Origin of the sequence: Veillonella sp. AF13-2, assembly GCF_003603295.1 — a bacterium.
GTDB lineage: Bacteria > Bacillota > Negativicutes > Veillonellales > Veillonellaceae > Veillonella > Veillonella parvula_E.
Genome location: NZ_QTMT01000001.1, coordinates 597,207 through 616,448 on the forward strand (window position 1 = coordinate 597,207; position 19,242 = coordinate 616,448).

Consider the following 19,242-nt stretch of genomic DNA (forward strand, 5'->3'; position numbering starts at 1 on the left):
TTTATCATATACTAAGTAAAGTACGCAAAAAGGCTAACCAAGGAAACCTTGGTTAGCCTTATATTAGACAATGAATTATTCAGCGTCTTCTGCAGTTTCTTTTGATTCCATCAACTCAGTCAAAGCCAAACCCAATTTCTTTTCATCTTTGTTAAGAGAAATGATTTTAACTTCAACTTCTTGACCACGATTCAAGTAATCTTCAACTTTCGCATTACGTTGTTTTGTAATTTGAGAAATGTGAAGTAAACCTTGGATGTCGTCATTAACAGCTACGAATGCACCGTAAGCTACTAAACGAACAACTTTGCCGTTAATAACATCGCCAACATGCAATGTTTCTTCAGCAACGTCCCATGGGCTCTTAGATAAAGCTTTTAAGGACAAGGATAATTTATTGCTTTCAGCGTCGAAAGATTGTAATTTAACTTCGATTTCTTGGCCAACGGAAAGAACATCTTCCACTTTTTTGATTTTTTGCCAAGAAATATCGGAAATGTGAAGTAAACCTTCAATACCGCCGATATCTACGAATGCACCATAAGGCATAATTTTACGAACGATACCTTTATAGTTTTCGCCAACGTTGATATTTTTCAATGCTTCAGCTAATTTAGCTTGACGTTCCACTTCCAATACTGCACGACGGGAAAGAACCAAACGGTTTTTCTTTTCATCGATTTCAAGTACTTTAGCTTCAAATTCTGTACCAACCAAGTTGTCCAAGGATTTCACGAAATGAACATCACCTTGGGACAATGGAATGAAACCACGAAGGGATTTAACTGTTACTACTAAACCTGCTGGGATAGCATCAATACCTTTACATACGATAGCTTCATCTTTTTCTTGTGCTTCGATAACATATTGCCAATCTTCATCTTTAGCCAAGCGAGTCATGGAAAGATAAATAGGATTATCTTCTTTGATGTGATTCATGATAACTGCTTTAATTTCATCACCATTTTTTAACACATCTTTGGCAGATTCTGGTGCTGGATAAGAAATTTCAGTTCTGTTCAAAATGGCTTCAGTTTTGTAGCCAAAAGATACATAAGCTCGTTCATCTTCGACTTGAACTACTGTACCTTCTACAACGTTCCCTTTCTTAAATTCTTCTTGACCTTCGGCTGCTAATAATTCTGCAAAATCTTTCATTGTCTCAATGACCTCCTTAATAATCCAGTCGGGAGTCGATGCTCCTGCTGTTACTCCTACCGTCTGTACTCGGTTAAACCATTCCAGTTGTAATTCAGTAGAAGTTTCAATGTGATACGTTGTACATCCAACGTCACGACAAACCTCTGCCAATCGGTTTGTGTTGCCGCTGTTCTTACCGCCTATCACTATCATAAGATCTACATTACGTGCTAAATCAACGGCAGAATTCTGTCGTTCTTGCGTTGCATTGCATATCGTTTTGAAAACCTTAAGATTCTTAGATTTTTTCTCTAATATGTCTATTATACTGTTAAATTTGAATTGTGAAAAGGTTGTTTGTACAACAACGCCCATTTTTTCCACAACTTGTAGTTTTTGGGCGGATTCTTCATCTTCGATGATTATTCCTTCGTTATTTGCCCATAAATTAATGCTTTTGACCTCAGGATGGTTTTTTTCTCCCAAAATCACCAAAGTCATACCATCATCTATAACAGACTTTGCATCTTGCTGTGCTTTTTTTACATGTGGACATGTGGCATCCACAACATGTAATCCTTTTTCTTCTGCCTCTTCATAAATAGCAGGGCCTACACCATGAGAGCGAATAATCATTGTGCCTTCAGCGATATCAGACACTTCTTGAACAGGGCTTACCCCTTTATCTTCAAGACGACCTACAACTTGAGGATTGTGAATAATAGGTCCTAATGTATAGCTTTTACCATCGCTATTTGCAGCTTCATTTGCCATTTCGACAGCCCGTTTTACACCATAGCAAAAACCATGGTTTTCAGCCAAAATTATTTCCATAAAGTCTCCTCTATACAATTATTATGATAAGAATCTATCATTCGTTGGATTTCACTTTTAACACTATCATTTACTTTTTGAATTGCTTCTGGAGTCGCTTTAGCTTTTTCAACTGGGATTGGTTTACCAATAATACAAGCCACTTTATTACGTTCCATATTGTGAGAGCCAATGATAGCAACAGGCACTATGCTAACACCTGTTCTAAGAGCAATTGATGCTGCACCATCATGGAATTTACCAAGTTTACCACTTTTTTGACGGTTTCCTTCTGCAAATATGCCTAAAACCTTATTGTCTTTAAGTAGTCCCATGGCATGACGAATAGCAACTTTATCAATAGCACCGCGATTTAACGGAAATGCACCAAGCCATGTACAAAAAAAACGTGAAATGGGATTCACAAATAATTCTTGTTTAGCCATAAAGTGTACATGTCTAGGCAAAGCATAGCCACAGATAGGGGGATCGTTATTACTTAAATGATTAGGCACAACGATAACAGGCCCTTCCATTGGAAAATTATCGCGACCATATACTTTCAACCCATACCCTACCTTATAGCGAAGCCAAAAAGCGGTACGCCATAACCAGGTAGAAAATTTATTCATGATTGATTGTCTCCTGTACTAAATTCAATATATATGCCACAGTTTCATCGAAATTCATATTACTAGAGTCTACAACTACTGCATCTTCAACGCATACAAGTGGAGACTCTTCACGATTTTTATCCATTTCATCACGACTAACAACATTCTTTTTAATTTCGTCTAGTGTTTGCTCGTTTGATGTACCTTGTACTTCTAACCATCTACGTTTTGCACGCGCATCTACAGAAGCGGTTAAATAAATTTTTAGCTCTGCATTAGGTAATACGACAGAACCGATATCACGTCCATCTAATATAACTCCCCCAACGGCGGCCATCTCTTGTTGGCGTTCTACCAAATATTGTCGAACCCCTTTATAAGAAGCTATAGTCGATACATTATCATTAATTTGCTGCTGGCGAATTAATGATGTAACATCTTTTCCTTTAATATAGACCTTGCATGCTGTTGCAGTAGGCTCTAAAGTCAAATTTAAAGAAGGTAATAAAGCTTCTACAGCAGCTTGATCCTTAACATCAATTTGACTATCAAGAACTGCCCATGTAACACCGCGATACATGGAACCTGTATCGATATATAAATACCCTAACTCATTGGCCACTACTTTAGAAATGCTACTTTTACCAGCCCCAGCAGGACCATCAATAGCAATGGCAATTTTTTTAGTGTTCATAATAACCTCTATTCTTCATCACCGTGTACGGCATGCATGGCCGCCACATAGCCTGTGGAAAAGGCAGCTTGTAAATTATAGCCTCCTGTAAAAGCATCTATGTCTAGTACTTCACCAGCACCATATAAACCACTAATCAATTTAGACTCCATAGTTTTAGGATTAAATTCTTTTAATGAAATACCACCTGCTGTAACAATAGCTTCCGCTACAGGTCGTAATTCCTTAACAGTTACTGTCATATGTTGCAATACATGGCATAAGCGCAAACGCTCTTCCTTTGTAATTTGATTAATTGGTTTAGCCGGATTTAACTCAGCAAGCTTTATAACAATGGGAATAAGATTTACAGGTAGTAAATCCTTCATCCCATTAGACAATTGTTTTTTAGAATATAAATCAAAATCCTTTTGCAAGCGCTTATCCAATACTTCTGTAGTTAAAGCAGGTTTAAGATTAATTTCAATGGTAATTTGAGGATTTTTCTTACGAAGCAACTTACCTACCGTGTGACTTAATGATAAAATTGTAGACCCCGTAAGACCAAAATGAGTAAACATCATTTCCCCAAATTGTTTTGCTTGTACCTTACTTTTAGAAATTACGGAAACCTCAACATTACGAAGACTAAGCCCCATAATTTCCTTTACCCACGTTTCGTTTGTAACGATAGGAACCAAGGATGGACGAATATCAGTAATAGTATGTCCCACTTTTTCGGCTAAAACGTAACCATCACCAGTAGAGCCTGTCAATGGATAAGATGCACCACCAGTACAAATAATAGCAGCATCACAAGCATATTGTTCCTTATCCGTTGTAACACCAACTACACGATTTTCCTGTACAGTAATCGATGTAACAGGTTCATTTAAATGAACTTGAACATTATACTTTTTTAGGATTTTCATAAAGATATTGCGAACTTCTAATGCAGAATCGGATTCAGGAAACACTCGTCCCCCACGTTCTACTTTAGTTTTTAACCCCCAACTATGCAAAAGGTCCAGAAGATCTTCATTACTAAAGCGTTCATAGGCACCGTACAAGAACTTACCATTACCAGGCGTATTTTTTATAAATTCGGTCATATCTGCACTATTCGTAATATTACAGCGACCTTTACCGGTAATGCCCATTTTCTTGCCAACCATATTCATTTTTTCCAATAAGATGACGCGTGCTCCTTCACGGCCTGCTATAACAGCTGCCATTAGACCTGCCGCACCACCGCCAATGACTATGATTTGCTTCATGCCTTATCTGTCCCCAATGCTTTTAGCGCTTTTACTTCACGAATTGTTAGTTGACGAGAAGCGCCTCGTTTCACACCACCTAAAGTAAGACCAGCATACGCAATACGTTTTAAATTATGAATACGATAGCCAAAGTGTTCAAACATACGACGAACTTGACGATTACGACCTTCATGAATTGTAATTTCTACTTCATGTACACCATTATGATCATCAAAACCTAAATCTACAATTGTTGCAGGTGCAGTTATACCATCTTCAAGCTCTACACCATTTGCAATAATTTGTAAATCATCATCGCGAACACGACCTTTGATACGAACTTCATAAGTCTTTTCAATGCCTTTAGATGGATGTGTTAGATTTTGTGCCAACTCTCCATCATTCGTAAGCAGTAACAAACCTTCTGTATATAAATCGAGACGACCAATAGGGTAAATTCTTTTCGTTTCATTTTTTATATAATCTAAAACTGTTTCTCGACCTTGAGGGTCAGACACAGATGTAATGACACCCTTTGGTTTATTTAACAAATAATATACTGGTTTCTCTTGAGCCAATAATTGGCCATTAACCTTAACCTTATCTTTTTGTGGATTAATTTTGACCCCTAATTCGGTTACCTTGCGACCATTGACCTGTACTTTACCTTCTGTAATTAGTTCTTCTGCCTTACGCCGTGATGCAATACCACAACTGGCAATATATTTTTGTAATCGTTCCATGCTATCCTTCTGTTTCCGAAACTTCTTGATGTAAGGCTTCTATCGATTCTACACCAGCACTTCTCAAAAATTCATCAGTCGTGCCATATAGAATCGGTCTACCTACAGTATCCTTATGACCTAATTCAGCTATAAGAGATCGAGTTAATAATTGTTTTATAATTTTATCGCTATTTACACCGCGCACCTCTTCGATTTCAGCCTTTGTAATAGGCTGCTTATAGGCGATAACAGCTAATGTTTCCATAGCCGCATTAGATAATTTATCTTCTCTTTTACGAATATGCCCAACATAATCAGCACATTCAACAGCGCTTACTAATTCAACACCAGCTCCAGATATACGTATTCGAATACCTCGATTCTGTTCTTCTAGTTCTCGTTGTAATTCTTCTATATATTTTTGTGTCGCCTCTGTGGAAAGCCCAAACACTTCTGCTAACATATCTATCGATATAGGCTTTGCCGATGAAAACAAAACGGCTTCTAAATGCATCGTTGGTAAGCTCATATGGCCCCCTTTCTACACGGCCCTCTCTAAGGTAGCAGTGAATATAATATCATCATCTTCATAGCGCATTTCCATAACTTGTTGTTTTAATAATTCTAAAACAGCCATAAAGATAGTTACCATACCACTTTTCGTTTCAATTGCTACTAATAACTCCCTAAAATATAGACATTCGCCACGATGTATACGACTAGACAAGGATATAATCATGTCCTCTAAACTATACGTATCCTTTTCAACCTTTACCTCACGAATTGTCTCTTCTTCTGGTAACTCTTTAGCCCGTTTTATAGTTTGATAAAAAATTTGATATAACTGTGAAAGTTCCAAATTATATACACTATCTAATCCAAGCACACTCGTTTCTTCAGGACGACTAAATATATTCGCAGATACAGCGGTACGCTCCATTAATAGAGATGTAATATCCTTAATTTTCTTAAATTCTACTAATTTTGCTACCAACTCGTCACGTGGATCCTCTACTTCATCGGGCTCAGGTTCAGCCTTAGGTAATAACATGCGTGATTTAATCTGTAATAAGGTAGATGCCATAACAAGAAATTCACTACTATAATGAATATCAAAATGGTTCCAATTGTCTAGATATGCCAAGTATTGACTCGTTATTTCAACGATAGGAATATCGGTAATTTCTATTTTATGTTTTTCAATGAGATGCAAGAGCAGATCAAGGGGACCTTCAAAAACGTCCAACTTGTAGTTATAATCTCCCATAAAACCCAATCCTCAGAAAAAATGTTTTTAACTATATAATTATAAAGCATTTATAGTAGTACTTTCAAATAATTGTTTTTTTTACACTCATCTGCTATCTTTATTATTGTAATTATTTTATATTAAAAAAAGATACGTTATTGTGTATTCCTTTTAGAGAGGATTTATTATGTCATCGAGTGTGAGGCAAATTGGGCGAAATCCAATTTTTCGCTTTGGTATTATAGGTATTGTTTTATATATCATCTTATTTTTAATTTATGAGCCCATAACCTTAGGGCTTGATGTAGAGGATATTACGATTTTAGCTGTACCAACAATTGTAGGTACCTTTTTATTTCAATATTTTATGGGGTGTACCGTTTTCCACAGGCCTTTTTTAGGGTATGGCCTAGTCGGAATCTTATGGGCACTTACCTTTCCTCTTTTATTCCATTGGTCCTATGTGAAGCCATTATACTTCTATGAATTTGCTAATGATTTTTTATTTGGCTTATTAATTTTCATGGGATTATCAGGCATTCAGTTTTTACTGAACCAAACAAATCGCTTCCATAAGACAACGTCCTTGATCATGGCTATTATTTCCATGATTTTAAGCTTAATACCATTCTTACAGATCGGCTATTACATGACTACCTGGCATTGCTTAACGCCAGCCAGTCTGCTCGCCGTATATATGACCAATCCAGAAGAAGCATTTGGTTTTTTAAAGAATGCAGCTGGAATACCTGGTCTTATAGCAATAAGTATTGGTCTTATCTTATGGACTTATTTATTGTACTGGTCTAACTTAGGTATGAAAGCAGTAGTAAACTTAAATACTACACGTCCTATGCGCTCAGCTATGCTTATCGCATCCCTTGTAGCTTTTTTAGTATATGTACCATTCTTCTTGTTCCCACAAACCTGTATTGTGGCGAACTGGATTGCTGCAGGCGATTATGTAAAACAAATGCAACAATATAATGATAATCACCACTTAGTATTTGATTCCTTTAATTTAGACACAAAGGAAACAGCGGTGAACAAAACACCTGGTACTATTATTCTAGTCATTGGCGAATCTAGTTCTCGAGATTATATGAAAGTATATAATCCAAACTTCCCATATGACGATACTCCATGGCAAGGCAATATGCGTTCGGACAATAAAGACTTTGTCTTCTTTGATAATGCCTATTCATCGTACGTACAAACAGTACCAACCTTGGAGCGTGCACTATCTGAACGAAATCAATATGATGATAAACCATTTCTTGATTCAGCCAATATCTTAGATATTGCTAAAAAAGCGGGATACACGACTTCTTGGTTTAGCAATCAAGGTGTATTCGGTGAATATGATACAGCTATTTCATTAATGGCTAAGACTGCAGACACAACAAAATGGGCCCATGAATCTTATGCATTCTCAGATCGATATGATGAAGCTCTATTGCCATTATTAGAAACTGTAGATCCTACCAAAAACAACTTTATCGTTATACATATTATGGGTAGTCATATTTATTACAATGACCGTTACCCTCATGAATTTAGCAAGTGGAAGCAAGGTCCGTATCCTGATGGTCAAGAAGCATATGCTAACAGCCAATTATACACAGACTGGTTATTACAACAAATTTACAATTATGGCAAAGACAAATTAAACTTACAAGCCATGGTGTATTTCTCCGATCACGGTGAAAGTTTAGACAAATCGCATAACCCTGATACATTTGATTTTGTTATGACACATATTCCATTCTGGGTATACCTATCTCCACAATATCGCTCAACCTATCCACAGACTGCTGAGGTACTTGCAAAACACGAGCATCAATTCTTTACTAATGATTTGCTATACGATACATTAGTTGGTCTCATGCATGCTCCAAGTCAACGATATGATGCAACACGAGATTTTAGTAATGCTCAATATCGATTTAATCTACATAACTTAACTACATTACTTGGTGAACAACCATTAGCAAATGATCCTGTTAATGCAAACAAGTAGTCTTTAATTGATATTGTAGCCATTATTTTTCTATTGTATTAAGTTATTTTAATAGTAAAACAACTTAATATAACCAAAAAGAGATGAGTTTAACTCATCTCTTTTTTTCTGCAAGCAAAAGCTCTATATCATTTTCCGTATAAATTCTTATATTCTTTTCTAATAGAGCCTCTACAGTACATCCATGACCATTTTTCAATGTTCTAGTAAAAGTTCCATCATAAATGCACTTATATCCACAGCTAGGACTTTTCGCCTTCATCAAAGCTTGCTTGCAACCATATTTTAGTGCAATATCAACTGTTAATTGAGCACCTCTTACAAACTCATCTGTAACATCAGCTCCATTAACAGTACATATACGTTTACCTTGACGCTCCGCAGGATCACGAGGCGTACTAAGTCCCCCTAACACTTCCGGACATACTGGTACTAATTCATAATATTCCTTTAGAGCCTCTATCGTTTCTATATAATTGTCTTTGCCATCATATCGACAGGGTACACCAAATAGGCATTCACTAATCAATAACTTAGGTTTCTTATTCATAGATTTATCTATCTCTTATATATTTATACGTAACTTATAGTAATAATTTTCACAAATCGTTTTAATTGTATATAAGAAAAAAGACTAACCCAAAGTTAGTCTTAATTGGTGCCGAGGACCGGAATCGAACCGGTACGGTTGTTTCCAACCGACGGATTTTAAGTCCGTTGCGTCTGCCTGTTCCGCCACCCCGGCATGGGTAACGATTGTGGAGGCGGCACCCAGAATCGAACTGGGGAATAAAGGTTTTGCAGACCTCTGCCTTACCGCTTGGCTATGCCGCCATATAAAATTGGAGCGGGAAACGAGATTCGAACTCGCGACCCCCGCCTTGGCAAGGCGGTGCTCTACCGCTGAGCTATTCCCGCATATAAATGGTGCCTCAGGACAGAATCGAACTGTCGACACACGGATTTTCAGTCCGTTGCTCTACCAACTGAGCTACCGAGGCATAAATGGCGACCCCGATCAGATTTGAACTGACGATCTTCGCCGTGACAGGGCGACATGTTAACCGCTACACCACGGGGCCGTAACCAAAGTACTTGCTTAGTATATCGGTTATCAGGACTTTTGTCAACACTATACTACAATATTTTTAATAAATTCTTCCTCATGTTTTAATATAGTAGATTCCCTATGTCCAGGCTCAACAATTAACTCCTTAGACAAAGTTAAAAGATGATTCAAACTCTTAATCAAATCAGCTGGATTACTGTTATAATTATCTGTATTTCCCACATTTTGTTTAAATAAAGTATCACCAGTAAATAGATGGCCTTCAATTTCTAAACAAACCGATCCAGCACTATGCCCAGGTGTATGATGAACTATTATATTAAAAGGATCTAACTGTAATTGCCCCTCTACTAAATCATTACAATGTGTATACATTTTTTTCTTATATACACTTGGTCTCCGTCGAATTAACTGTAACAATTCTTGATCTAAAGGATGTAAATAAGCGGGAATATTATAATGTGTACACACTTCATCCAAGGCTGACACATGATCACAATGACCATGTGTCAATAAAACTGCTATGGGTTGAGAATCTGCAACCATATCAATAATGTGGTTACAATGAAAACCCGGATCAATGATTATAGATTTTCCCTCTTTGATAAGCACATAACAATTTGCTTTATAAAGCCCTAGAGGACGTTTTATAACTTCCATATAGTTCCCGCCCTCCTATAGAATACGATATCGTTTAGGAACCTCTTTTTTAATAAAATACCCTTCCCAAAACTGAGGGTGAAGCATAACTAAAATCGTAAATAACTCCAAACGACCTAGTAACATGTCTACAATAGCAATACATTTAGCAGTATCCGGCATAACATTAAAGGAATCAGTAGGACCAAAGCCACCAAACCCTAGTCCTACATTGCTAAGAAAGGCCGTGACCACTTGCATAGAATCATATGTATTAAGACCAGTACAAGTCATTAGAAAAACAGATACCACATAAATCATTAAATATAAAAATAAAAATTGATGTGTCATCTGGATCCATTTAGTAGGCATCGGTTTGCCATTAATACGTACTACTTGAACCATATCAGGATGAATTGATTTTCGCAAATAAATTATAGAACTCTTAATCAAAATAATAAGTCGTATAATTTTTACACCGCCCGTTGTAGAACCACTACAACCACCAAAAAATGTACAAATAAATAACATCATCTGTGCTGCAGCAGGCCACAAATCATAATCACTAATAGCAAAACCACTACCAGTTTGAAGCGAAACTAAATTAAAGGCAGCATTTCTAACAATCTCTAAAGGACTAGAATAGCTAGATTGTAATGCTAGAGATATTGATACAATGGCAATACCAATAAACACTACAAGCCAGTACATACGTGTTTCAAAATCATTAATTAAAACGTGAATTCCTTTTTGAAGTGCATTGTAATACACAGAGAAATTGCCACCAGCAAGAAACATAAAGAATATAAATACTAAACAAATATAATTACTTTGTTCATAGATAAAAGCCCCTGCTGATGTCGGTGCAAATCCACCCGTGGCAATAATAGAAAAGGCATAGTTTAACGCATCAAAAGGTTCAATGCCTCCAGCCCACAGCATAAGAAAGCAAAGAGCAGTAAAGGCAATATACAACTGCCAAAGCTTTGTAGCCATTGATTGAATACGCGGCATTACAACACCAGGCTTTGGTACAGATGCCTCTGCATTAAAGAAATGTGCTGCATCTGCTCCTAAATTCTTTAAAAATGATAAGATAAGGACGATGATCCCCATCCCTCCAACCCAGTGCATAAGGCCACGCCACAATACAAATGTGTTTGGTAACGTATCAACACTATAAATAATAGTTGCACCAGTTGCAGTAATACCCGAAGTGGCTTCAAATAAAGCATCAAAAACATTAGTCAATATGCCACTCCCCAAAAAAGGTAAAGCCCCCAAAATAACCGTGAATATCCAAGTAGAGGATACAACTAAGAACCCATCACGAATACTAAAGCTTTGACTTTCACAACCGTAATAAGATAAAAGCGTCCCCAAAACTAAAGAAAGGCTTGTGGTTATAAGGAATGACCAATATGCAGTTTCAAATACAACACTGTATATAAAAGGGATTAAAGTAAAAATCCCAAATATATAGAGTAGTCGACCCACTAAGGACATAACGATTTGAATTCGCATAGCCCCTCCTTACTAAGTAAGATATTTAAGCAATTTGCTTACCGATTCAGGTAATGTAAAGAGAACGATATGATCACCATCTAAAATTTGAGTATTACCACGAGGTACGATAGCTTCATTTTCCCGTAAAATTACACCTACTAAGGCCTTCCCAGGTAAACGAATATCTTTCAATTGTTTACCTGCTACAGGTGATTCATTGGTAATTTCAATTTCGATAGATTCGGCTTTACCACCTTCAAAGGTGGAAATAGATACAACCCCTTCTCCACTTCGTACAAAGCGCAAAATTTGACTTGCAGTTAATAAACGTGGAGAAAATACTACATCAATACCTACTTGCTCCATCAGCATAATATATTCTGGCCGTCCCACACGAACAACGGTTTTTGGGATGCCCATATGCTTCCCTACAAGTGCTACAAGTAAATTAAGTTTATCATCATCTGTTAGAGCAATAATTACATCGCTATCAGCAATTTCCTCAGCTTCGAGCAAATCAAAATCAGTACCATCCCCATTGATAACCATGGCTTTATCCACTTGATTTGCCAGTTTCTCACAACGGTCAAAGTCTTTTTCAATAACCTTCACAGAAAAACCAGCTTTTTCTAATAATACAGTTAAGTTACGACCTAAGAGACCTGCCCCAATGATTACAGCCCTTTTATAGAATGTATTATAATTATGGAACCAAAGTTTCTCCACTTCAGAAACGGACTCTTTCAAACCTAGGAAAAATACACTATCATCAGCCTGTAAGCGACTTTCACCATGCGGAATAATCATTTCACCATAGCGCAAAATACCAACTAATAGAACACCTTCAGGAAAGCGAATTTCTTTTAGTGGCTGTTCTAATAGAGGAAATTCATTATTCAATTTGAATTCCATAAGGCGCACAGCACCTTGACCGAACTCCTCAACATCTATAGCTGATGGTGTTTCTAAAATTTGTAGTAACTCTTGAGCTGTAACCATTTCAGGATTGATGAAAAGATCAACACCTAATTGAGCTCGTATCTCCTCATCCATATGTTCCGCCACACTATTATCACGAACACGTGCAATAGTTGTAGGCACACCTTTTATTTTAGCTACCGAACAGGATAGCATATTAACCTCATCTGAATCAGTAACAGCAATAAACATACCAACATCAGACATATCGATTTCATTCAATAATTGAACATCACTGCCATTTCCTAAAACTAGGCTAACATCTAATGTATTTTCAAGATTATGAATGCGTTCTGGTGAGCGATCGATAACATATACATCATGATCGTCTTGAATAAGACGTTGTGCTAATGAATAACCAACCTTACCAGCGCCTACAATGACAATTTTCATCGTCTTTATTCCTCATCTTGGGACTCATCACTAACAAGAGGTGTCCATTGGCGACCTATGTCGGTAAGCAATGTCCAACCATCCTCCTGAACAATTTTTTTCTCTTTCATTAAATGCCCTAAGGCACGTTTGAACGCAGCCTTACTAATATTGAACTTATCTTTAATCAACATCGCTGAAGACTCATCACTATATGGCATCTTTCCACCGCGATTTAAAAGATATTCCATAATAATATCACCATCTGAAACAAGAGCTTTTTCCTTTGTAGGGCGCATAGATACATTGACACGACCATCATCGCGTTTGAAAGTAATACGACCTTCAATCATTTCCCCTACTTTTAACTTTCTCGTCATTTCAGAACGATGTAAAAAGGCAATCCAACGCTCAGGAGTGATAAAAAATGCCCCCTCACTCGTTAAGTTATAGATAGCACCTTTTACAAGTTGACCAACCGTAGCTTCAGTAGCAGCTTTAGAGGCACGACGCATTTCATCATCTACATCCATGGAGACCGCAAAACGGCCAGATTTATCTGTATAAAGACGAACCCACACCTTTTCCCCTACCTGAGGGCGACCACGCATCTCCGCATGAGGCATAAAGATACCACGTTCTGTGCCAACCTCAACGAAGCAACCAAAATTTGTCGTATTGATGACCTCAACATAACCAATTTGGCCAACCTTCATAGCTGGTAAACGCATAGAAGCAGTTAAACGCCCCTTTGGATCGCGATATAAAAATACTTCTACCGCATCTCCTATAGTAACTGGTGAAGTTTGTTGATCTTTATGAAGCAAAATATCATCATTTGTATTGCCTGTTTGACCATCTAGAAAAGCACCTTGGTCACTAGTACGCAATACTTTCAATGTGGCAATTGTATTTTCCAACAATTCTGTAGCCATATTATACTCCTTCAAATGGAACTCGACCAGCGTCATTCCACAATTCTTCTAAACCGTAGAATTCACGCAATTCATCACCACCAAAGACATGACAAATTATATCGCCAAAATCCAATAAGATCCATTCACCTTCACGATAACCTTCTCTATGCTGTACGGTTATACCTAATTCGGCTGCTTTATCTTCCATTTCATCAGCAATGCTTTGAGATTGCTTACTATTATTTGCACTGGCAATCAAAAAATAATCACCTAACATTGAAATACCTTCTAAATCAAGAATTTCAATATCTCTGCCCTTTTTATCAAATGCAGCTTGTGCAAGTTCTAATACGATTTGTTTAATATCTTCTTTCTTTTTCATTATATTGCCTCTTATCTTATCGCTTACTACCGCTCTCCTCACCTGGTTCTGTGGGCTTTGTAATAGTGCCCCCATTATGTTCCGATTCAGGTGCAACTTTCGACATACTATTTGTTGGTGCAGATATAAATTGCGTCATTTCATTAGCTGGTAAATTACCCATTGTAATACCCACTAAACGCTGAGCTTCCGTAGGGTTTACCTTCCAATAAGTCGTTTCACCTATAAGCTCTTTTTCACCAGGAAGAATATAGAAGTGGATCTCTTCCTTATTAATTTTGCTCGCATTATATACCAGTTTAATAGCATCTAAAGTGGAGATATTACTATCAAAATGCTCCCAAATACGCCAAATATGCCATGCATTTGTTATAAAAAATGCATTATGCTCTTGTTCCACCCACAACTTTAAGAATCGCTCTTGTCGTTGCACACGAGTAAAGGTATCGTGTTTAGGATCAGAATATCGTAAATATGCTAAGGCATTATTACTATCTAATGTTTGATAACCACGTCGTAAATCAATATCCTTATTGCCTTCTGCATCAACATGTTCCATCGGTTGCTCTACATAAATTTGTTGATTCCCTAACACATCATTAGTTTTCTTGAAAGCATCTTGATTAACTACCACGTAGTATGGTATTGAAATATGGAACATATCCTCAATAACAGCTTTAGTAAGTTCAATGCCTCCTTTTTCATAAATACTATTTAACATAGTCGCATCGGTTTGATCACGATTATCGATTTTACTATTACTTGGAATGCCGATAACGTCCATCGTTTTTTGATCAAGGTTTACAGATAATAGGAATAGACTATCACCTTGACTAGGATTATTGTCATCAGTGCCGATAACCAAAATATATAAAGGTTTATCTAAGCCTTTTTGCTCTACTGATACAGTATTTGCGTCCTGTTTATTTTCACTATCTATCACGGCTTCAGTAGCTTCAGTAGTTCCGACAATTGCTCTATATGCATAAGATACACCACTATATATGCCATACCCTATCCCACCGAGCAAAGTAAAAACTACAACAATAGCCAGAATAACTCTGGGCCACTTCACAGATGACTTTTGTTGACGTCTTTTTCTACGTCGGCGAGCTCTTGCTCGTTCACGTTCGTCCATATAAAACTCCATTATTTACAAGATTTTAATACATCATTACGACCAAGAATGGTCAAAGGATAAATAGAAAGATGTTGCTCAATAAGGTGATTAATAGTATTGTCAAAACCAAGCAATACAGCCTTATTTAGATCTTTTTTAGCTACCGTTCGAAGTTCATCAACACCTGGGAAATCACGATTGGGTTCAATATAATCTGCTAAGAATATAACTTTATCTAATGTAGACATTCCCACCTTACCAGTTGTATGAACACGAATAGCTTCTAAAATTTCTGAATCGGTTATAGAAAACTCAAGTTTAGCTCGAATCATACCTGCTAATCCATGTAAAAGATTACCATTGGCTAATAATTCTTCATCAGCTTTGTAATTATTCTCCTTCACCAAATCTTGCATCTCTTTCAAAGGCATTTCTTTAGCACAATCATGCAGTAATGCCGCTAATCGTGCTTTTTCTACATCAACATTATAAAGTTTAGCCAACTGAGTTGCAGATTCAACAACACCCAGGGTATGCTTAAAACGTTTTTTTCCCATCCATTGACTTACCCTTTGTTGTATTTCATCAAACGATAACATCATTTATTCCTTCCCATATATATGGTTTTCTTCTATATAATCCACTACACATTTAGGCAACATATAACGAACTGTCTTTCCAGACCGTAAGCGCTCTCGTAAATACGTAGCAGACAATTTCATTTCAGGCACTTCCATAACATGTATTTTTTCCCGTGCTTTAGCTCCTAATTCATCCAAAGTAGAATCAATAGCACTCGATCCATCTGGTCTAGTAGCTCCAATAAAATGAACCTCATCTATCAGTTCATCTATAAATTTCCAAGTCGGTAATGCACGAATAGTATCAGTCCCTGCAATAAAGTAAAATTCAACAGTAGGACCATATAGTTTTTTAAAATATTGAATCGTATCAACGGTATACGAAGGGCCCTCTCGACGCATCTCTACATCAGAAATTTCAAAATTGGGATTATCCAAAACTGCGGCCGCTGTCATAGCATAGCGATGATGACTATCAATCACATCATGTTGCTTATGTGGTGGAATACGAGCAGGTACAAAGATAACCTTTTCTAAATTAAAGCTCTCACAAGCCACTTCTGCAATCATGAGATGACCTAAATGAATGGGATTAAATGTTCCACCAATTATACCTATGCGACGTTTATCTACCATAATACGGTCACTCCCTTAATGACAATGACACAAATAATGATGAATAAGAGCAATGCCTTTCCATAGGATATCCATTCATATCGGCCCTTAGGTGTTTGAATGTATCTGAAGTATGCCCTTATAAAATAATATAGTTTCTTCACGTCCGTACTTGGCCTTCCCCAAATACAAAATATTTATAAGATGTTAAAGCTTGTAAACCCATAGGACCTCGAGCATGAAGCTTTTGTGTACTAATACCGATTTCAGCACCAAAACCAAATTCAAAGCCATCTGTAAAGCGGGTAGATGCATTATGATACACCGTAGAACAATCTACTAAATTCATAAATATCTTGGCTCGCATAGGCTCATCTGTGATAATAGCCTCAGAGTGATGTGTAGTATACCGATTCACATGTTCAATAGCTTCTTCAAGATTTTCAACGATACGCACATTTAAGTCCATATCATTGTATTCTGTGTTGAAAGAATCCTCTTCTAGAGGAATTGTGTTTTCCATATATTGAGCTACAGCTTCATCTCCGTGAATGCGAACACCGTATTCTTGTAGTGCTGTATCAAGACGTGGTAAAAAATCAGAAGCCACAGCATGATGAACTAGTAAGGTTTCCATAGAGTTACATACAGATGGACGTTGAACTTTAGCATTGACTGCAATTTCTAAAGCCATCTCTAAATCAGCAAATTCATCAACAAAGGTATGACATACACCGCTGCCAGTTTCAATAACAGGAATGCTACTATCTTCTACAACACGACGAATAAGTCCAGCACCCCCACGTGGAATGATTACATCAATATATTCCCGTTGTTGTAAAAGTACTCCAACCAGATCTCGATCAAGCACCTCAACGAGTTGAATAGAGTCACCATTAATACCTAACGACTCTAAGGTATCCCGCATGATAGACACGATGATTTGATTCGTGTGAAATGCCTCCTTACCACCTCGTAAAATTGTAGCATTTGCTGTCTTTAAACAAAGAACACCTGCATCTATGGTTACATTTGGACGGGCTTCAAAGATGATACCAATAACACCAAAAGGTACTGATCGCTTTTCAATAATCAAACCATTAGGCCGAGTGATTGTTTCTATAATGGAACCTACAGGACTTTCAAGAGCAGCCACTTGACGCACCCCTTCTGCCATTTGAGCAATGCGACTAGGTGTCAAAGTCAATCGATCTATCATAGTTCGAGGTAAATTATAATCAACAGATTTTTCTAGGTCTAACTCATTAGCCGCCATAATTTCATCTGTTTGTGCTTCTACAGCATCAGCAATTGCTAACAATGCAGAATCTAAAGTTTCTTGGTCGAGTTGGGCTAATTCAAAAGATGCCGTTTTAGCTCTCTGGCCCATATCTTTACAAATTTTTTCATACTGGTTCATAGGATTTCCTCAGTGTAATAAAACTAGATTATTACGATGTACAGCCTCATCATAGGTCGTATTAATACCCAGAATCTCGGCTATATCATTTGTATTGTGACCTTTAATCGCCTTCATATCATCAATACTATAATTAATAAGTCCACGACCAATTTCCTTATGATCATGATAAATGGAAATTGTATCACCAGGTCCAAAAGTCCCCTCTACTTCAATAATACCAGCGGGCAGAATGCTAGCACCCTTATCTAAAACAGCCCGAGCACACCCGTCATCAATCGTAATGGATCCTTTTAATCGTTTACCAAAAGCCAACCAATGATGTTTACCAGATAAACTTGCATCATGGGCTTCAAAGAGTGTCCCAATTTGTTCACCCTTACATACACGACGAACAGAATCCTCTACTTCACCTGAGGTGATAACCATTGGTACACCAGAATTTGTTGCCATATGAGCAGCTTTAATTTTTGTATACATACCCCCCGTTCCCATATTAGAACCAGCACCACCTGCAATAGCATAGGTTTCATCGTTAATTTCAGAAACAGTTTCTATCAAAGTAGCATCTGGATTGGTGGCTGGGTTAGCTGTATATAAGCCTTCAATATCTGACAAAATGATAAGTAAATCTGCATCTACAATACCTGCAACAGTAGCAGATAATGTATCGTTATCACCGATTTTAAATTCTTCGATAGCAACCACGTCATTTTCATTAATAATAGGAATAACGTTAAGTTGCAATAAAGTATGTAATGTATTACGCAAGTTAAGATAACTATGTCGTCCAGTACTATCCTCTTTCGTTAAAAGAATTTGCCCTACGGTGCGACCATATTCTCGGAACATGCGCTCGTACATATGAATGAGAATACCTTGACCTACTGCAGCAGCTGCTTGTTTTAATACGAGATCTCTAGGCTTTTCTTTAAAGCCTAAAGGGGCAAGACCTGCACCAGTAGCACCAGAGGAAACAAGAATAATCTCTTTACCTTGGTTAGCCAAATCTGATAATTGGCGCACTAATCTTTCAATACGCTCCAAATTTAAATGTCCGTTAGTGTAACAAAGCGTACTGCTACCAACTTTGACTACAATTCGTTTTGCATTAACGATAGCGCTGCGCATAGACTAACCTCCTAAGGTT

19 protein-coding genes and 5 tRNA genes are annotated in these 19,242 nt (G+C 37.3%); 1 reads left to right on the plus strand and 23 read right to left on the minus strand.

The window, feature by feature from the left end; all coding sequences use genetic code 11:
• Positions 1-75: 75 nt before the first annotated feature.
• Genes DWV85_RS02810 through DWV85_RS02840 form a run of 7 tightly spaced genes read right to left on the minus strand, consistent with a single transcriptional unit; the run spans position 76 to position 6,491 of the window.
• Complete coding sequence (locus tag DWV85_RS02810; RefSeq protein ID WP_123137972.1) at positions 76-1,974, minus strand: bifunctional 4-hydroxy-3-methylbut-2-enyl diphosphate reductase/30S ribosomal protein S1; 1,899 nt, start codon at positions 1,972-1,974, stop codon at positions 76-78.
• The gene (locus DWV85_RS02815; RefSeq protein ID WP_004693215.1) at positions 1,965-2,585 is read right to left on the minus strand and encodes a lysophospholipid acyltransferase family protein; all 621 of its coding nucleotides are present in this window, start codon (positions 2,583-2,585) and stop codon (positions 1,965-1,967) included. The genes DWV85_RS02810 and DWV85_RS02815 overlap by 10 nt, the downstream gene beginning before the upstream one ends.
• A complete protein-coding gene (gene cmk / locus DWV85_RS02820; RefSeq protein ID WP_004693214.1) occupies positions 2,578-3,261 on the minus strand; it encodes a (d)CMP kinase in 684 nt (227 codons plus the stop codon). The genes DWV85_RS02815 and cmk overlap by 8 nt, the downstream gene beginning before the upstream one ends.
• Before the next feature lie 8 nt (positions 3,262-3,269).
• Entirely contained in the window at positions 3,270-4,517 is a 1,248-nt protein-coding gene (locus tag DWV85_RS02825; protein ID WP_123137973.1) for an NAD(P)/FAD-dependent oxidoreductase, read from the minus strand.
• Positions 4,514-5,242 carry a pseudouridine synthase gene (locus DWV85_RS02830; RefSeq protein WP_004693208.1) on the minus strand — a complete coding sequence of 243 codons (729 nt, stop codon included), beginning with the start codon at positions 5,240-5,242 and terminating at the stop codon, positions 4,514-4,516. The genes DWV85_RS02825 and DWV85_RS02830 overlap by 4 nt, the downstream gene beginning before the upstream one ends.
• A gap of 1 nt (position 5,243) precedes the next feature.
• Entirely contained in the window at positions 5,244-5,753 is a 510-nt protein-coding gene (gene scpB, locus DWV85_RS02835; protein ID WP_004693207.1) for an SMC-Scp complex subunit ScpB, read from the minus strand.
• 12 nt (positions 5,754-5,765) lie between these two features.
• A complete protein-coding gene (locus DWV85_RS02840) occupies positions 5,766-6,491 on the minus strand; it encodes a segregation/condensation protein A (protein WP_123137974.1) in 726 nt (241 codons plus the stop codon).
• 169 nt (positions 6,492-6,660) lie between these two features.
• Between DWV85_RS02840 and DWV85_RS02845 the strand changes: the two genes are divergently transcribed.
• Positions 6,661-8,493 (plus strand): phosphoethanolamine transferase, encoded by a 1,833-nt coding sequence (locus tag DWV85_RS02845; RefSeq protein ID WP_004693202.1) that lies wholly within the window; start codon positions 6,661-6,663, stop codon positions 8,491-8,493.
• A gap of 94 nt (positions 8,494-8,587) precedes the next feature.
• Here the strand turns inward: DWV85_RS02845 and DWV85_RS02850 are convergent, their stop codons facing one another.
• The 16 genes from DWV85_RS02850 to proB all read right to left on the minus strand — a co-directional run bounded on the left by DWV85_RS02850 (position 8,588) and on the right by proB (position 19,223).
• Complete coding sequence (locus tag DWV85_RS02850; RefSeq protein ID WP_004697220.1) at positions 8,588-9,043, minus strand: DUF523 domain-containing protein; 456 nt, start codon at positions 9,041-9,043, stop codon at positions 8,588-8,590.
• A 106-nt stretch (positions 9,044-9,149) separates the two neighbouring features.
• Positions 9,150-9,238, minus strand: a tRNA-Leu gene (locus tag DWV85_RS02855).
• Between the two features lie 14 nt (positions 9,239-9,252).
• Positions 9,253-9,327 (minus strand) — tRNA-Cys (locus DWV85_RS02860).
• A gap of 9 nt (positions 9,328-9,336) precedes the next feature.
• Positions 9,337-9,411: transfer RNA gene (locus DWV85_RS02865), tRNA-Gly, on the minus strand.
• Between the two features lie 7 nt (positions 9,412-9,418).
• Positions 9,419-9,494 (minus strand) — tRNA-Phe (locus DWV85_RS02870).
• A gap of 5 nt (positions 9,495-9,499) precedes the next feature.
• Positions 9,500-9,575: transfer RNA gene (locus tag DWV85_RS02875), tRNA-Asp, on the minus strand.
• Positions 9,576-9,625: 50 nt separating this feature from the next.
• Positions 9,626-10,222 carry an MBL fold metallo-hydrolase gene (locus DWV85_RS02880; protein ID WP_101928228.1) on the minus strand — a complete coding sequence of 199 codons (597 nt, stop codon included), beginning with the start codon at positions 10,220-10,222 and terminating at the stop codon, positions 9,626-9,628.
• A gap of 15 nt (positions 10,223-10,237) precedes the next feature.
• Positions 10,238-11,725: a TrkH family potassium uptake protein gene (locus DWV85_RS02885; protein ID WP_123137975.1), complete on the minus strand. Its 1,488-nt coding sequence runs from the start codon at positions 11,723-11,725 to the stop codon at positions 10,238-10,240.
• 12 nt (positions 11,726-11,737) lie between these two features.
• Complete coding sequence (trkA, locus tag DWV85_RS02890) at positions 11,738-13,078, minus strand: Trk system potassium transporter TrkA (RefSeq protein ID WP_008600796.1); 1,341 nt, start codon at positions 13,076-13,078, stop codon at positions 11,738-11,740.
• Positions 13,079-13,083: 5 nt separating this feature from the next.
• The gene (locus DWV85_RS02895) at positions 13,084-13,992 is read right to left on the minus strand and encodes a S1-like domain-containing RNA-binding protein (RefSeq protein WP_039964931.1); all 909 of its coding nucleotides are present in this window, start codon (positions 13,990-13,992) and stop codon (positions 13,084-13,086) included.
• A gap of 1 nt (position 13,993) precedes the next feature.
• Positions 13,994-14,356 (minus strand): ribosome silencing factor, encoded by a 363-nt coding sequence (gene rsfS, locus DWV85_RS02900; RefSeq protein ID WP_039964929.1) that lies wholly within the window; start codon positions 14,354-14,356, stop codon positions 13,994-13,996.
• A 16-nt stretch (positions 14,357-14,372) separates the two neighbouring features.
• Positions 14,373-15,494: an LCP family protein gene (locus tag DWV85_RS02905; protein ID WP_123137976.1), complete on the minus strand. Its 1,122-nt coding sequence runs from the start codon at positions 15,492-15,494 to the stop codon at positions 14,373-14,375.
• Between the two features lie 11 nt (positions 15,495-15,505).
• A complete protein-coding gene (gene yqeK / locus DWV85_RS02910; RefSeq protein ID WP_123138064.1) occupies positions 15,506-16,075 on the minus strand; it encodes a bis(5'-nucleosyl)-tetraphosphatase (symmetrical) YqeK in 570 nt (189 codons plus the stop codon).
• 3 nt (positions 16,076-16,078) lie between these two features.
• On the minus strand, positions 16,079-16,693 hold the full coding sequence (nadD, locus tag DWV85_RS02915; protein WP_118091460.1) for a nicotinate-nucleotide adenylyltransferase: 615 nt from the start codon (positions 16,691-16,693) through the stop codon (positions 16,079-16,081).
• A 139-nt stretch (positions 16,694-16,832) separates the two neighbouring features.
• Positions 16,833-18,092, minus strand: a complete 1,260-nt coding sequence (locus DWV85_RS02920; RefSeq protein ID WP_123137977.1) for a glutamate-5-semialdehyde dehydrogenase — start codon at positions 18,090-18,092, stop codon at positions 16,833-16,835.
• Between the two features lie 9 nt (positions 18,093-18,101).
• Complete coding sequence (gene proB, locus DWV85_RS02925) at positions 18,102-19,223, minus strand: glutamate 5-kinase (RefSeq protein WP_004693178.1); 1,122 nt, start codon at positions 19,221-19,223, stop codon at positions 18,102-18,104.
• Between the last annotated feature and the right edge of the window lie 19 nt (positions 19,224-19,242).